The organism is Asticcacaulis sp. W401b (assembly GCF_046503825.1).
Classification (GTDB): Bacteria; Pseudomonadota; Alphaproteobacteria; order Caulobacterales; family Caulobacteraceae; genus Asticcacaulis.
Map to the genome: position 1 here is coordinate 64553 of NZ_JBKFEE010000006.1, position 15480 is coordinate 80032.

At 56.4% G+C, this 15480-nt stretch carries 14 protein-coding genes and 1 pseudogene; 12 read left to right on the forward strand and 3 right to left on the reverse strand.

The genetic code is table 11. The features are described from left to right. Positions 1 to 102 precede the first annotated feature (102 nt). The 3 genes from ACK8OE_RS13635 to ACK8OE_RS13645 all read left to right on the forward strand — a co-directional run bounded on the left by ACK8OE_RS13635 (position 103) and on the right by ACK8OE_RS13645 (position 2163). The gene (locus tag ACK8OE_RS13635) at positions 103 to 465 is read left to right on the forward strand and encodes a hypothetical protein (protein ID WP_410272958.1); all 363 of its coding nucleotides are present in this window, start codon (positions 103 to 105) and stop codon (positions 463 to 465) included. Between the two features lie 224 nt (positions 466 to 689). After that, positions 690 to 1064, forward strand: coding sequence for a hypothetical protein (locus ACK8OE_RS13640; RefSeq protein ID WP_126422747.1), 375 nt, complete (start codon positions 690 to 692; stop codon positions 1062 to 1064). A 571-nt stretch (positions 1065 to 1635) separates the two neighbouring features. Continuing rightward, the gene (locus ACK8OE_RS13645) at positions 1636 to 2163 is read left to right on the forward strand and encodes a TIGR02281 family clan AA aspartic protease (protein ID WP_410272959.1); all 528 of its coding nucleotides are present in this window, start codon (positions 1636 to 1638) and stop codon (positions 2161 to 2163) included. On the opposite strand, the gene dusA is transcribed toward ACK8OE_RS13645, so the two are convergent. Next, positions 2147 to 3199 (reverse strand): tRNA dihydrouridine(20/20a) synthase DusA, encoded by a 1053-nt coding sequence (gene dusA, locus ACK8OE_RS13650; RefSeq protein ID WP_410272960.1) that lies wholly within the window; start codon positions 3197 to 3199, stop codon positions 2147 to 2149. The two genes, ACK8OE_RS13645 and dusA, sit on opposite strands and share 17 nt — an antisense overlap. Positions 3200 to 3318: 119 nt before the next feature. Between dusA and ACK8OE_RS13655 the strand changes: the two genes are divergently transcribed. The 5 genes and pseudogenes from ACK8OE_RS13655 to ACK8OE_RS13675 all read left to right on the forward strand — a co-directional run. Beyond that, positions 3319 to 4548: a site-specific integrase gene (locus ACK8OE_RS13655; RefSeq protein WP_410272961.1), complete on the forward strand. Its 1230-nt coding sequence runs from the start codon at positions 3319 to 3321 to the stop codon at positions 4546 to 4548. Between the two features lie 83 nt (positions 4549 to 4631). Next, positions 4632 to 4949, forward strand: a complete 318-nt coding sequence (locus tag ACK8OE_RS13660; protein WP_410272962.1) for a hypothetical protein — start codon at positions 4632 to 4634, stop codon at positions 4947 to 4949. A gap of 1 nt (position 4950) precedes the next feature. Continuing rightward, on the forward strand, positions 4951 to 5391 hold the full coding sequence (locus tag ACK8OE_RS13665; RefSeq protein ID WP_410272963.1) for a hypothetical protein: 441 nt from the start codon (positions 4951 to 4953) through the stop codon (positions 5389 to 5391). A 235-nt stretch (positions 5392 to 5626) separates the two neighbouring features. Continuing rightward, positions 5627 to 6016, forward strand: a complete 390-nt coding sequence (locus ACK8OE_RS13670; protein WP_410272964.1) for a ParB/Srx family N-terminal domain-containing protein — start codon at positions 5627 to 5629, stop codon at positions 6014 to 6016. Positions 6017 to 6362: 346 nt separating this feature from the next. Continuing rightward, positions 6363 to 7153, forward strand: a pseudogene (locus tag ACK8OE_RS13675) (IS1380 family transposase); the annotation flags it as partial. A gap of 162 nt (positions 7154 to 7315) precedes the next feature. Here the strand turns inward: ACK8OE_RS13675 and ACK8OE_RS13680 are convergent. Beyond that, the gene (locus ACK8OE_RS13680) at positions 7316 to 8662 is read right to left on the reverse strand and encodes an IS1380 family transposase (protein ID WP_410272965.1); all 1347 of its coding nucleotides are present in this window, start codon (positions 8660 to 8662) and stop codon (positions 7316 to 7318) included. A gap of 451 nt (positions 8663 to 9113) precedes the next feature. Here ACK8OE_RS13680 and ACK8OE_RS13685 point away from each other — a divergent pair, with 451 nt between their 5' ends. The 4 genes from ACK8OE_RS13685 to ACK8OE_RS13700 all read left to right on the forward strand — a co-directional run bounded on the left by ACK8OE_RS13685 (position 9114) and on the right by ACK8OE_RS13700 (position 14645). Then, entirely contained in the window at positions 9114 to 9656 is a 543-nt protein-coding gene (locus ACK8OE_RS13685) for a surface-adhesin E family protein (protein WP_410272966.1), read from the forward strand. A gap of 1040 nt (positions 9657 to 10696) precedes the next feature. Next, positions 10697 to 12889: a TonB-dependent receptor plug domain-containing protein gene (locus ACK8OE_RS13690; RefSeq protein WP_410272967.1), complete on the forward strand. Its 2193-nt coding sequence runs from the start codon at positions 10697 to 10699 to the stop codon at positions 12887 to 12889. 1 nt (position 12890) lies between these two features. Further along, positions 12891 to 13565, forward strand: a complete 675-nt coding sequence (locus ACK8OE_RS13695) for a PepSY domain-containing protein (protein ID WP_410272968.1) — start codon at positions 12891 to 12893, stop codon at positions 13563 to 13565. A gap of 12 nt (positions 13566 to 13577) precedes the next feature. Further along, positions 13578 to 14645 carry a 2Fe-2S iron-sulfur cluster-binding protein gene (locus ACK8OE_RS13700; protein ID WP_410272969.1) on the forward strand — a complete coding sequence of 356 codons (1068 nt, stop codon included), beginning with the start codon at positions 13578 to 13580 and terminating at the stop codon, positions 14643 to 14645. 52 nt (positions 14646 to 14697) lie between these two features. Here the strand turns inward: ACK8OE_RS13700 and ACK8OE_RS13705 are convergent, their stop codons facing one another. Next, the gene (locus ACK8OE_RS13705) at positions 14698 to 15459 is read right to left on the reverse strand and encodes a superoxide dismutase (protein ID WP_410272970.1); all 762 of its coding nucleotides are present in this window, start codon (positions 15457 to 15459) and stop codon (positions 14698 to 14700) included. Positions 15460 to 15480: the final 21 nt, after the last annotated feature.

Consider the following 15480-nt stretch of genomic DNA (forward strand, 5'->3'; position numbering starts at 1 on the left):
ATTAAACACTCATAGGTATATTGAACTCGCGCCCAACAACGCATCCCGTCCTCCTCCCCGTGGGCCGAATGCCCAGTACCGATTCAGAAAGAGTTTTACGCCGTGAAAGCTGTTATCTTTTCCGCTCTTGCCCTGACCGCCCTTGCCGCTCCGGCCTTTGCCGAGTGTGACGAAGCCCAGGAAGCCGCCGCCGGTAAGGCGATCGCCGCCGCCACTGCGGCCGCCGTGTCCAAGGCGGTTGCCGTCGAAGGCAAGCAGATGGTGAGCATCAACACCTGCGACGCCGCCGGCAAGAACGCTACCGCAGAATTCAAGTACAACTTCCTCGGCGCCGGCGGCCTGTACTGGGTCGAAGGTACGGCCAAGTACAATGGCTCGGCCGTGACCGAACTGAAGCTGAAGCGTCTGAGCCCGAACCTGGCTGCCGCCGAAGCCAAGGCGGGCATCAAGCTGGCCTCGAACTAAGACATAAACGCCGCCGGGCACGATCTGTCCGGCGGCTTTTTTCATTTTTTTGCTTATTTTTTCTCGTCTCCGGACGCCATTAAGATTTACCCCCTTGTATTTCAAGTGTTTGAAATAACGGAGTTAATCTCCGTAAAAATTTCCTAACGCCCTGTTTAACTTAAGATTATTCATTATCAGATAGAGTGTAGTCATCCTGAAGAAACTCAAGGAGCTACAAAGAGATGATCAAGAAAAGCCTTATGATTGCCGCCGTCGCCGTTCTGGGTATGACGGGCGCCGCCCAAGCCGCCGAGTGCGATGACGCCCAGCAGGCCGAAGCCGGCTCTGCCCTCGCCGGTCTGGCCAAGGCCGCTGTGTCGAAGGTCGTTCCCGTCACCGGCAAGCAGATGGTCAACGTCAATGCCTGCGACGTGCGCGCCGGCACCTACTCCATCGAATTCAAGTACAACTTCCTGGGCGCTGACGGCCTGTACTGGGTGGAAGGCACCGCGCGCTTCGGCGCTGGCGGCTCGAACCCGTCGGTCAAGATCACCAAGGCGTCGCCGAACATGGCCGCTGCGGAAGCCAAGGCCGGCGTGAAGCTCGCTTCGAACTAAGTCGTTTCCCGGCTGTTGAAAAAAAACCCTCCGCGAGTGATCGCGGAGGGTTTTACGTTTTGGGTTTGCGTCACGCTGGTATTACTTGCGGCCAAACGGCCTGAAATCCTGCGGGCGGCTTTGCACCGGCCCGGATTTGGGCTTTTGCCCCAGAAAGACTCCGCCAAACAGGGCGAACGAAGTCATAGCGTGTTGTTTCTTTTCATTGTCGTTCATCACAATGCGCCTCCTTTTTCATGACAAGATGAACAAGAAGACGCGTCGCAAACTCTCAGGGGACTCTCACCTCTCTCAGCCGTCGTCGCGTCGGATACCAATGTGCCACAAACTCAAAAAACGCGCAACAAATATTCCGTAACCGGAGTAAAAATCGAATTATGAATTGCACAAATAATTGATTTTATGCGTTATTTTAGAAATCAAAATTTCATTTTCCAATTCAATTTCATCCGAACACACCGCATTTTCGCCGATTCACGATAAAAAAACCTTATCCGCATAGACTGTGACCAACCGGAAAAGACCGGTGGCCCGGCACGGGCAGCCCGAAAGCGGTGGTGGTGGTTTCGTTATGCTGAGATCTGCGTTTATTCTGGGATGCGCCATCACCAGTGCGGTCGCCACCGGCCTGCTGGTGGTACGGCACGAAGGCTTCACCTCCAAAGGCGATGAAACCGCGACCGTGGTGCAAACGTCCCAGACGCACAGCGTCTCTGCCCCCAGCACCATCGGCGGCGTCACCGCCATCCCCAAGGCGGCCGACGGCCACTACTGGGCTGAGGCAAGGGTCAACACCACAACGGTCAAATTTCTGGTCGATACGGGGGCCTCTGTGGTCGCCCTGACGCCGCAGGACGCCCGCCGTCTGGGCATCAATCTGAACACCCTCACCTACGATCAGGACGTCACCACCGCCAGCGGCAATACGCAGGCCGCCCGCGTCGTTATTGACCGCGTGCAGATCGGCCAGAGCCAGATGGACGATGTCGAGGCCCTGGTCATCCGCGAAGGCCTGTCCACCTCTCTACTGGGCATGAGCTATCTCGGTCGCCTCAGCCGCTTTGAGGCCACGCAGGGCAGCCTTATCCTGCGTCCGTAAGACTCGCCTCATAGGCCTCACGCCGCGCCTGTGACGCCGACATGGCGTCGCGCACCGCCTCGATGGCCTGATCCAGCACCTCTATACCCGCGCCGGGACGGATCGATTCCACGGTCAGAATACGCCGGAAGGCCCGCGCACCGGGCAGGCCGTGCATCAGCCCCAGCATGTGCCGCGTAATGGCCGGCAGATGCACACCCGCCGCCAGTTGCGCCTCCATATAGGGACGATAGGCCTCCAGCGCCTCAAACGGCCCGACATCGGCCTCGCCGCCAAATATACGCCGGTCCACCTGCCCCAGCAGGGCCGGCTCATGATAGGCGGCGCGGCCCAGCATGACGCCATCGACGTGTTTCAGATGCGCTTCGGCCGCCTCCAGCGTGCCGATCCCGCCATTGATCGAGATCGTCAAATCCGGATAGGCGCGCTTCAAAGCATAGACCAGTTCGTAATTGAGCGGCGGGATGTCACGGTTTTCCTTAGGCGACAGGCCCTTAAGCCACGCCTTGCGCGCATGCACGATAAAGGTACGCACTCCCGCCTGGCGGCAGGCTTCGACCAGCGCAAACAGGGCCGTCTCTTCGTCCTGATCATCGACCCCGATACGGCACTTAATCGTCACAGGTAGCCGGGTCGCCTCGCCCATGGCCTGCATACAGTCAGCGACAAGCTGTGGTTCGCGCATCAGACAGGCCCCGAACGACCCCGACTGCACGCGATCGGACGGGCAGCCGCAGTTGAGGTTGACTTCGTCATAGCCCCAGTCTTCGGCGATCTTCGCGCAGGCCGCCAGTTCATCCGGCTCAGACCCGCCCAGTTGCAGCGCCACCGGATGCTCGACCTCGGAAAAGCCGAGCAGCTTCTGACGGTCGCCATTGATGATCGCCCGCGAAGTGACCATTTCGGTATAGAGCAGCGCCCCCTTCGTCAGGGTCCGGTGAAAAGCCCGACAATGCCGGTCCGTCCAGTCCATCATCGGCGCCACTGAGAATTGAAAACTGCGATTTTTCTGAATTATTTGTTCTTTTTCAATCATATTTTCACTTATCCACAACGCTGATTTTTACCCGTTATAGGCGATTAAGGCCTATTTTCTTGCCAAAAGTACAGCAATGCTGTACTTTTTAGGCTCATGCTGTACCGCGAGGGAATGACATGGGGACGATCGTTCCAAGAAAACATAAGGACGGTTCGACCGGCTATCACGCTCAGGTCCTTATAAAGCGAGATGGCAGGATCGCCTACCGCGAAACGCGCACCTTCGATCGCAAGGCCGCGGCCAGCGCCTGGATCGATAAGACGGAGGAGGCATTACTTAATCCGCAGGCGCTTGACCGTGTTCGCCGGGATGATCCCACCCTTGGCTTCGTCATCGACCGATACATGGACGAGTCCAAAAAGGAGATAGGGCGAACGAAGAAGCAAGTCCTGAATACGCTGAAGAACGACTTCGACATTTCCAACATGGCCTGCAGCACGATTGATAGCGCGACCATAACGAGCCTCGCCAAGGAACTGGGAAAGACGCGGGGCCCCGCCACTGTTGCCAATTATCTCTCGCACCTGGGCGCTGTCTTTGCCATCGCCCGGGCGGCCTGGAAATACCCGCTTGATCCTGCGGTGATGAAAGATGGCAATCTCGTCGCCAAGAAGCTCGGCTTAACGGGTAAGGGCAAGGAGCGGGACCGACGCCCAACCCTGGCCGAACTCGACACGATCATGAGCCACTATCAAGCGCGTGAGCAGGAAGTTGAAATGCTTCCGATGACGAAGATCGTGCCGTTCGCAATCTTCTCAACCCGGCGTCAGGAAGAAATCGTCACCATAACCTGGTCCGACCTTGAGGAGGCACACAGTCGCGTCCTGGTCCGGGACATGAAAAACCCTCAGGAAAAAGCGGGCAACCACGTCTGGGTGGACCTCCCTCCGGAGGCAATGACAATCATCCGGTCAATGCCAAGAGTAGATGATCGCATCTTCCCGTACACCACCGACGCCGTGAGCGCTTCATTCACCCGAGCCTGTCAATTCCTTGGGATCGAAGACCTGCACTTCCACGACCTACGTCATGATGGCATTTCGCGCTTGTTCGAACTCGGGAACAACATCCCGCATGTCGCCACCGTTAGTGGGCACAGATCCTGGCAAAGCCTGAAGCGCTACACACATATTCGCCAATCTGGGGACAAATATAAGGGCTGGAAGTGGCTGAAGGTCGCGTCGGCGCCTCTGACCGGGAAGAGAAAGGGCTATTATAGCCCCAGATTCAAGCCGACCGAAATCAAGCCTCCGGAGCCGGCTTCCGCAACCCTGTCGGCACGTCGCGCAAAACAGGCCTCCGAGCCCCCCAAGAAACGTGGCAGACCCCGAAAAGTACCCGCATAGCCCGGGCCCAATTGCCCGTCTGGCCTTCTAATTGACTTTTAACCCATTCAAACTGATAATCTGCGGTGAAAGGATCGCGTTCGATGAATAAGTTTGCTCCGACACACAACGCGAATGCCTTGAATTTTCGCATCAAATTTCGCCAACAGCGTTTGTCTGAGCGGTTACTTGCGGCAAATCCCGCCAAGTTCACCGGCAAGCTGCCTGTGCGACTTAGTGCGGTCAAGAAACGCCAGGCTCGCCTGAGCGTCGTGCTCAGCAATCTCGACAAATATGCTCCCGCCTATCGGGCGGAACTTCAAGCCTTGTCAGAGGTTCCGGTCGACACGCAAGCTCGAGGCACCGTCGTGCTTAGCGGTCCCACATCATTTGAAGAGTTCGTTGGACTGCTGAAGAAATAGTATGTCCCCCGGAAATCTGCTGCACGAGCCCCGCCTGAGAGTCGGAGTGCGCCCGGTTATTTTCTTGCCAGACATAACTAGGCAGTTACTCGCAATGTTAAATTCGGGTTCCACACTGGAGGCAACCTACGCCAGGATAATCTACAACCTGTCCCAAACCATCGGTAACGGCAGAAAGGTCGACAATAGGTTCTACCGGACATATATCGACGTCGACGTGGACGAGGCGCTACGCGACTACGGATTTATTCACCTTCATTTTATTCCGAAGTCCACTCGGGACGGAAGACTACTCCTTCTGAAACAGTATGAAGATGCGGTCGTCTTCTGCAAAGTGACAGGCCATGAAATCTTTGCGCCTCCACCCGGCAAAGCGCTTCAGGAAGCACTGGAAGCGGACATTCAGGCCGCACTTTCAACCAAAACAACTGTCAGCAAGTAGCAGCGAATGGACTGGCAGGCTCACCCATGCCTGCTCCACCCCAGATGGCTGAGATGCGTCACGAACCCTCGCCCCGAGGCCGTGAACACATGAGTATGTCCGGGGGAGCCAGGGCCTCCCGAACCTTGGCAGGGCATATACCTCGTACGTGACGAGAGTGAGAGACGTCGTGGGGCTTTGCGACGGGTTGGAGGTCGAGAGAGAGGCTCCCGGCCGCCCGTCGAGGAATCGAGCCATGAATGCTCCTGTTCAGAAGATTACCCTGTCGTCGTCACGTGACATCCCTTTCTGTAAGCTGGTCCTGAGCCAGTCGAATGTCCGGCGCGTAAAGTCCGGGCTTTCCATCGAAGACCTGGCCGCGTCTATCGCCCGGCGCGGCCTCATTCAGAGCCTGCATGTGCGTCCGGTGCTGGATGAGCGCGGTGGGGAGACCGGCATGTTCGAGGTGCCGGCCGGCGGCCGGCGGTTCCGCGCACTGGAGCTTCTGGTGAAGCAGAAACGGCTGTCTAAGTCCTCCCCAGTCCCCTGCGTCGTCTCCGATGCCAACGATGCCGTCCTGATCGAAGAAGTGTCGCTGGCTGAGAATATAGAGCGCACTCCGCTTCACCCAATCGACCAATACTGAACCGCGCTGAGTTTGCCGGAGCATTTAGCTCGTGAGTTGCTGGCGAGTGGTAGTCCCACTGGCGGCCAACAAGGGGCTTAACCGCTCGACCTCGCGATATCCAGTAACGAGACACTTCGGTATTTGCCTAATGACCGCGTAGGGCCGAAAACCTGCGCTTCGCCTTCGCACTCATAGCTCTCATTTATGTAAGTCCTGACATCTGAAAGCGGTCATTGGGTCAGTCAGGTTCGCTGTAAAAATGCTCGGAATATTGGTCTAACGTCACGATCGGATTTATTATCCCACATTTTCATATGGCCGTCGTTCTCGTGACTTTCTTTCTGGTCGATATTAGAATGATTCCATGGCCGTTGCTGCGGGCGAAGGTCAGGTGGCCGGCTTGCGGCTGGGTTTCGACCGTCGCCTGAAGCGGGAGTTCTATGGTTCGAGGGTCACCTCGGATGCCGGGCTGCTGGTCTTTCGCGAACTCGACGATGCGCTCGGTTTGAACGAGCTTGCGTGTCAGGTGCTCGCCAATAACCGTTCCGGCAAGAACAGCCGCCATGCCTTGGAGGCCCAATTCCGGCAATCCGAGTTTGGGCCTACCGTCGGCCACGAAGACGTTAATGACGCCGATCGGCTCGCTCATGACGCGGCCATGTGCTGGGTTGTCGGCGGCAGGGCCACGAGTGCAACGGCAGCATCAACGAGCCAGATGGGGCGCTTTGAAACGCAGGTTTTGACGAGTCCTGACAACCTCAGAACATAGACCGACCTGTCAGGAAAGTGGATCGACCGGGTTATCGATCGTCGCCACGTCGAGGTTCTGGTTCTGGATATGGACTTAAGCATCAGCCCAACCCATGGTGATCAGGGGGGCACGGCCTACGATGGTCACTTTGGGTGCGCCTGCTATCACCCGCTTTTCGTGTTCAATCAGTTCGGCACCTTGAACGCGCAAGTCTTCGTGCAGGTAACGTCCATAGCGCGGATGGCTGGCGTTCTGTCCTCGAGCCTGTTGTTGAACGCTACAGGGACATGGCCAGCCGGCGCTTCTTTCGGGGCGATGCGGCCTTTGCCTTGCCCGACCTAGACGATTCCCTCGAAGCCAAAGGCTACGAGTACATGACCCGCCTGAAGGCCAACACTGTCCTCTAGCCCGGTTCATTCATCGTAACGGCGTTCTTCCTTCCGTTCAGGTCGGCGGTTTCATTGACGCGATTGTTCGCGTCGTGTTTTCCGCCACGCGCTAGGTTTGATTTTTCTCCGATGGGGTTGATGGTGATGGCGGCGGTTTCGGGGGCATAGCCCCGTCGTTCATGTGGGGGCGGGTTTGAGGCCGGCCATTAATTGACGGAAGAGAGAGGCCTCCGGGCAAGCCGCGGCGAAGGCAATCCTTACGCGATGTGCGGTCTCTTTGATCCGTGCCCCGATCTTCAGAAGGCGCAAGCGGATGGTATTGAACTCAGCGGTCGCCAGCTTATGGGCCCTGGGGATCTGATCCCGGACAGCCAGCATCAGCCAGTAGGCAGCCGTGTGAAGGATCAGGCGCATCTGGTTGGCCAGAGGACAGCGGCAAGAGGTTCGATCGCTTTTGAGCTGGGTCTTATGGAGCTTGATCAGATTTTCAGCATTGCCTCGGGAACAATAGAGTTTGGCGTAGAGGGTTTCCGGATCGGGATCGGTCAGGGATGTCACAACGAAGCGATTGTCGAGGCCGAGCGGCGTGGCTTCAATGCGGGCAATGACACGACGCTCACACCCCCAGGATTTGGCTCCATGACGGACTTCGGTGTAACCGCGCACGGCCGCGGCGTCCTGTTCGGCCCGAACGACACGGATATGATCGGCAAACGTCTCAACCCTGGCATGCAAAGGCTTTGAGCCTGGCAGTCCGAAGATATAGTCAACGCCCTTGCGCTCAGCCCAGGCCATGACTTCGGGTCGGGCATAGTGGCCGTCACCGCGCAGGGTAATGTGGGTTGTGGGCCAGTGTTTGCGGATCTGGCGCACCATCCTGCGGACCCAGCCACGCACCTCCTTGCCTGACGGTGTTTTGCCGGGTCGCAGGATGACGACGACCGGTCGGCCTGTGCTCACATCGTAGACGTGGATGGGCTTAAAGACATATTCCCCTTCATGGGCATTGAAGAGCGAGAGTTGCTGGCGTCCGTGAACCACGTCGACCGTGTCGTCGATATCGAGAGTGACAGCGGCGGGAATGGCCGAACCGAAACTGGCGCAGTACTGGTCGATAAGACCGTAGGTCAGCTTGATCGCGCTACGCAGGTCCGGCGCATTCTCAAGGCGCGACAAGGTCGGTTGTGAGCACAGGTCCTTGCCGCCTTCAGGCAGTCGCCCGCATGCCAGCTTGAAGGCCGGATCGGTGCGCAGGAAAGCCAGATCGTTGCCATCTTCGTAGCCGCAGGCGATGGCGAAGACCCGCGCCTTCAGGATCGAGGCAAGGGAATGGGTCACCAGGAATGGATTGCGCTGATCGGGTATCAGCCGCCAAAGCCGATCAATGATCCCGATCCGGCGTTCCGCGGCAGATAACAGCATAACACCGCCGTCTGAACTGATACGTCCGCCATCAAAGGCAGCCGTGATTTTCTTGCGGGAAACGCTTGGCAAATCGAATGGAAGATCGGTATCCTGGTCCATGGCGGGTGTGGCTCCGCGTGTCTTGGGTTTAGGTCAGGTGTGGTAACCAGAATCTATTCCAAAACAACGCTTTACGCTACACCCGCTGCACTTTTTTGCCCCCGCCGTGAATAGGATGGGCTAGGAGCGCATTGCCCACTTGCTCAAGCGCCCCGCGTCAACTGTTCAACGAGACCCCCGACCTGATCGACGAACTGCGAAGGTGGGAACCAGCCACATGGCAGTGGCAAAGCCAGCCCCGCACTTCCACGACCAGCTGGCAGGACAGGTGCCTTCAAACCCTCCCCAAACGACATCGAGCGGCTACGTTCGAGGCGAAACGCACATTCGGCGCCTTGGAAAAAGGGTGACGAAGGCCACCGCACCATCATACCAGCTTCACACCAGCACGGCTAACGACTATCGTGCCATCGGTCGGCCGCCTGCAGGGCGTTCAAATGGAAAATGTCAGATGAATATGGTTCGCGATAACGCCATGCGCGCATCGAATTGGTTCGTCGCAGGCCTCTTGGCCGTCAGCCTCCAGGCCGCCCCGGCACTGGCGGTCCCTGCGCCTGAGGACTATATTTTTGTCGCCGCGTCCGACGGCTATGCGACCTCGTACTGGATCGAACGCAATTCGGTAAAGGCCGTCGCCGATGGACAGTTCCGCGCGTTGGAACTGGTGGTCTATAAGCCCGGCCTCGCTCCAGGCACATACTCAAAGCAGGTCAAGGAATACAATTGCAGCGACGTTTCCGCCGCTACGATCAACAGGACATTCCACAAGCTGACGGGCGACGTCATCGCTGAGGACAAGAAGCGGACGACCTTCCAGCCTTACCCCGCCAGCACCGCCGGCGCCGCAGTCGTAGAGGCGGTATGCAAGTTCGACGGCCTTAAAGACCGCCCCGCCATGAACGCGGAGAAAGCCGCACTCAAAAGCCTAACGCTGTGGCGTGAGGCGACCGTCGCCGAAATGCGGGCAAGGCGAAAAACGCATAACGACGATTGACGCGTAGCCGGTCGCCGGCCCCGCGATCGTACCTCACCTAGGCTTGAACGACGGCCCGGCATAGATGCGCACTGGGTCACCGCGTTCCAGGCTCCGATGCGCCCAGCGCTGGGCATGGCGTGCATCATTACTGGCCGCAACGCGGCGCTCCTCCCGCAGCACGGCCAGTTTCAGCATGGCTAGCCTGCGATTAGCGTGCTGGGAGCGCTGTTCTAGGGCGATCACCATTAGTAGACATGGAGTGGCTCCCCTATTTATCACATCGACAATCTGTTGCGCCATGGAAGGAGCTAAGCACCTGGCTCAGGGCCTGCTCGAACAGGACCTTGCTGCCTCCATTCAGCTGCGGCTTGTCCGTTCGCACTATGTCGGCTCAAGGATCTCTCCTTCGTAAACACATGCGCGGCATGCTCCGCTGAGACCATTCCGCTCTATCACGACGGCTCCGCGCCTACAGAGCCGCAAAGGCTCCCTCATGATCGATGACGCTAATTCGATGCCTGCTAAGGTAGCTCCCCAATGTCCTTACGGCCAAACGACCGTCTCATTTCATTCTGTGCTGAAGTGCACGCGTTTCAAGGCGCATGCTTTCGGAACATAGGGCCGACATCGTTGAAATAGGCGTTTGGTCGGACGTAGAACTGACCGGCGGTGGAAGACGTTGTTGAACCGTCCTTTGGCCCCCATACCGATCACACCGTCGGCTCCGCCGAAGTCTTCTTTTGCCTTGGGAGAGAACAGGGTCCGTGGCCCCACTATCGGAAAGCCGCTGATTTCCAGTGACTTGGCATGGATGTACCGCATCTTGACCTTGCCGCCGTGAATACCGGACGTCAACGTCACCCGGTCTTACTGAGTCTGATAAGCGTCCCATATTTCATGTTTTTTTTACAGACCCCGACGGACCGTTGCCCGGCGTGCTTAATTCGCAACACTATATAAAAATGCAAATCGTTTGCAAATTGTCGCATTGCGCACATGAACACACGCGGTTAAGGGCTGCGAATAATTCGCATAAGCGCTTCCCTGAAAGTTAATTCATGTCACGTCCCAGCCGAATCCGATCAGCCATCCTTCGTTCAACAGCTGTTGTCTGCACGACGTGTCTCTCGCCGTTCGTCGCTTTCGCCGACGAAGAGCCAACCGAAGTCGTGGTCTCTGGAAAACGTCAGAATATTGAAGCGCGCAAGGACTCCACAATAGCCAAGAAGGTCTACTCCGAAGCCGAGATCGAGCGCTATGGTGACGCTACCGTCGGCGACGTTCTGAAGCGGTTACCGGGTGTTAGTTTCACAGGACCGGCTGGCGTCGCAAAAGATGCCCGGTTGAGAGGGCTTGACAAAGGCTACACGCAATACCTGATCAATGGCCAACCTGTTCCTGCAACCAATCAGGAACGCCAGATGCAGGTGGACCGCCTGCCCGCGGACATGATCGAACGGATCGAGATAATTCAGGCACCATCAGCCGAATACAACTCAGAGAGCGTAGGGGGAATCATCAACATTGTTCTCAAGAAAAGCGCCGCAGATCAGGTGCGCCTCCGGGCGGGCTACGGCCGCAACGGCGACATAGACGTTGGTGATGTAATCGCGCAATGGAGCCATACTTTTGATCACTTTGACGTGGTCATGCCTTTTTCATACACGGTTGGCGGTGAGGACGTCATTGAAGACAAAAAAACCCTGAATGCCGCCGGTGTCGTGACCCAGAGAGAGTACAAGCCCAAACCTGTCCAAAAGACAGAACTCCTTTTCGCTCCGATAATTACTTGGAAGTCCGGCGACGATCGCCTGTCCGTATCCCCTTTTATTACCTCTGGAACGGAGGAGAAGGATGAAAGGGCTACCGTTTATAACAGCAACGGCATCGTGACAAAGACGACGGCAGCCCTGGAGAACAAAACGGACGAAATCGCCCGTCTTGAAGTCGACTACAAAGACAAGACGTCGTGGGGGGAACTGAGTTACACGTTTGGGTATCAGTCTGGTCTGGGCGACAAAGACAAGTATGCTGAGGAAAAAAATGCAACGGGTGTCGTATCTAAGCGCTCCCAGGAGTTTGAAAAAATAGAAGAGACGCAGGGCTATGGCAGTGTCCGCCTAACCCGAAAACTTGGCGAGACACACGTTATAAAGGCTGGCACAGAACTGCGGTCGGGCGACTATCAAAAGCGCAAAACCACGTATGAGGCTGCCAGTCTGGCGGCCGCCTTGGTTCAAAAGTCTCCGGGGCAAAATGACCTCTATCAAATAACCGAGAAGCGGAAGGCCGCTTATCTTCAGGATGAGTGGCATTTCGCCAAAACACACTGGCTGACTGCAGGGATTCGTTATGAAGCCGCCGATCGGATAGCCACGGATCGAAACGGGCTGCGCTCAACAGGAAGCTTTGACGCGTTCAATCCGTCCGTACATTACAAATGGCAAATCTCGCCTGACCTCGTGCTGCGTTCAAGTGCCGCGCGTACCCAGAAGTTACCCAAGTTTGACAATGTCAATCCGCTGATTGTGCTGGCAACCGGTAACGGCGCGGGAACAATAAACAACCCGGACAAGGCGGGCAATGCTGACTTAAGGCCCGAAGTTTCGACGGGCCTGGAGTTTGGCCTCGATAAATTTCTGAAAAATGATCGCGGGTATTTTGGGCTCAATCTCTATCACCGGGAGGTGGAAGACTTCGTTGAGAAGGTCTCCCACCTGGAAGGCGCCAGGTACGTGCAGCGGCCATTCAATGTCGGAACCGCAACCTTCTGGGGGGCCGAGCTTGACTGGAACGTCCCCGTACTTCGGGAGGGGAAAAACAAACTGTCTCTCACGGGAAACCACTCCGAAATGCGGGGGGAAGTCTCAAACACAAATGCGAAAAGTGTAAACGATGTGAAAGACATGCCTCCCCGTATAACGAATCTGGGGCTTGATTGGGTCAATCGACCGATCAGGATGTCAGCTGGACTTCAGGTCAATTACACACCTGAGTACACCACCCGGTCTCTTAACGATGACGGTGTACTTGAGGTGAAAACGCGGAATGAAGCGACTATGGTTGATTTCTATATTTCGCATACCGTGGCACGCCGTACAGAGTTGCGATTGATTGCTAAAAACATTTTGTCTATCGAGAAGGCGGAGTATAACGCGAAGTACAAATCCGATGGGTCGATCAACACGATCGAAGATAAGGTCGAAACCTCGGTTCCAATGATCATGCTCACCGTCGAGAAAATTTTCTAAAATGGCTTCAAAGAACAGAACCCTTCACAACTGGATCAGCGTGGGTCTTGGTATCCCGCTGATCCTCGTAGGCTTGACGACATTCTTCATCGCGCATTCGGATGTATTAGGCACGAAAAAGGTCGAGTTGAACGGGTTCACAGGGCAAATTGAACCGCTCGATATCAAGACCAGCGCCCAATTGGGTGGCCTTACCGTGGTTGGCACAAAATACGGTGCGTTCGTTCTCACCGATGGGCGGGCCGAACCTCTTAAAGGGGGACCCAAGGATGACATTCGCGCCATCAGTGCCGAGAACGGCGAGACGCTGTTTGCCGGCAAGAAGGGTATCTGGCAACTGAAGGCCGATAAGAGCCAGCTCGTTTTCAAAGATGATTGCTGGGACATCAATCGCTCAGCGGCTCTTTGGGCGGCAAGTTGTAAAAAGTCAGGACTTGTAACGAGCCTCGATCTTCAGTCGTGGTCTGCCGAGAAAGTAACCTTCTCTCCCGAGGTGCTCAAAAGGACGCAACAGCCAATGACCCTCGATAAGCTGATTATGGATATTCATACAGGTAAGCTGTTCTTCGGGAAAGCTTATGAATGGGTTTGGATCGACCTTCTGGGCTTTGCAACAGTGGCTCTCGGCGTTACGGGCCTCGTTATGTGGATGAGAAACCGGCGCAAAGCCACCTAAGCTTGGCGGGGCATGACCTTACTTCTGTTTTCCCTTTTGGTGGCGTCGATTGGTATTTGCGCCGCATGCATTTTATTGCTGTTGATTGGTGCGCTACATATACCAGACAGACCGATGTTGATGGTTATTTGTGGGCGAAAAGACCATGAAAATGGATGGTTTACCCTTCAGCTGAGAAATCCTGTCTGGCGCATTTGGCGTCCGTTACCGGGTTTCGAGGCCGGACAGGCCATATCGGTTGCACCGCCAGGCTCGCGTATGGCGCGCCGCTATTCTCTGGCCAATTGGAAACCTTTTCCCCTGGTCTATGAGATAACAATAAAGCCTGAGCCGAACGGCAAGGTTTCCAACGCGCTAAAAGAGACCGCACTTAAGGGGACGCGCCTTACCGTTCGACGCCCAACTGGACAGTTTGTCCTACACGCGCATCGCAAAGATTCGCCCCTCGTTTTTATCGCCGCCGGAGTGGGAATTACGCCTCTTCTTGCCATGCTGCAATCCGCAAGCGTGAGGCGATTATTACCTGACCGAGTGCATTTTTACTGGCAGGTCAGGCGTCCCTTCGAATGGGTCTATCGGCAAAGCCTTGAAGCGATCGCTAAAGATAACCCGAAAATCAGACTGAATTTTTTAGCCTCCGCACACCCCCATTCCCCATCCCGCCTGACTGTGGGCAATATCCTTTCAGATGAACCCGAACTCGCCAAAGCGGCTATATATATGTGTGCAAGTGCCTCTATGATGGAGAGTTTCGCCGCAGGACTACTTAATCTCGGCGTCCAGCGCGAGAACATCCACTACGAGCATTTTGGTCTTGGATCCACGGGCGGCAGCGGGCGCTACAATATCAATTTTCGTGGTCAGGCAGTCGAATTCAACGGGCATCGAACGCTCCTCGACGCGTTAGAAGACGCCGGCGTGATCATTGATGCCGACTGCCGAACAGGTAGTTGCGGACGTTGTCAGGTCAAGGTCACGTCAGGATCGATAAGCCGTCTAATCGACACGGAATTCAAAACGCCCGCTGGATTTGAACTGGCTTGCTGCACAACGCCAACAAGTGATGCCGCGTTTGAATGAGAATACACTTGTGCCGGCCCAGACCAAATGCGGCACACGCACACTTACACTGTTACGGAGTTGCAAGTCTGTCAAAGTTGAAAGCGCGCGCGTAACGCTGGGAGACAACCTCCCAATTGATGTTCTTGAAAAAGGCGTCGACATATCTGGCCGCAGCCGCCCCATAGTCCATCTGATAAGCATGTTCGTACATATCCATGACCAGAAGCGGTAGGGTCGCTGCGGGCGCGTGGGCGTGGTCGGCCATCCAGTAATTTTCCATCTGGCCCGTGTGGAGGTTGAGGCCCAGCATGACCCAACCAGAGCCGCCGCCGAGCCCTGCCCCCATCGCGCGGAATTCAGTTTCCCAGATATCGAATGTGCCAAACGCCGTCCCTATGGCAGAGCGAATACCGGTACCGGGCGCGCTGGCACCCAGATTATCGAAATACAGTTCGTGCAATACGACCGAACCTGTCCGAACGAGGTGCTCTCGCTTCAGATCATTATAGATGTAGGGCGGAACGTCCTTGGCGGTCACCATATCGTTCAGGCGGGCCTTGACGACGCCAAGGGCCTTCAGAGCGCCACTGTAGTTGTTTTCCCAATGCGACTGGATCAGCTTTTCTGAAATACCGTCCAACTTGGCCGCATTAAAGGGCAAGAGTTTGGGGGCCGCCGGTGCCCGAAATGACGGCGCAATGGGCATTGCGTCTGACTTAGCCGCGGACGGCACGGGTGTCTGGGCGCTGGCCAGGGCTGCCGCCGTTCCTCCAGCAAGGGTGACTGCGCCTCCAAGGAGACTGCGGCGCGTGGTTTCAGGCAGGTTAGTCATGGCGAAGTCTCCGGGAATTGG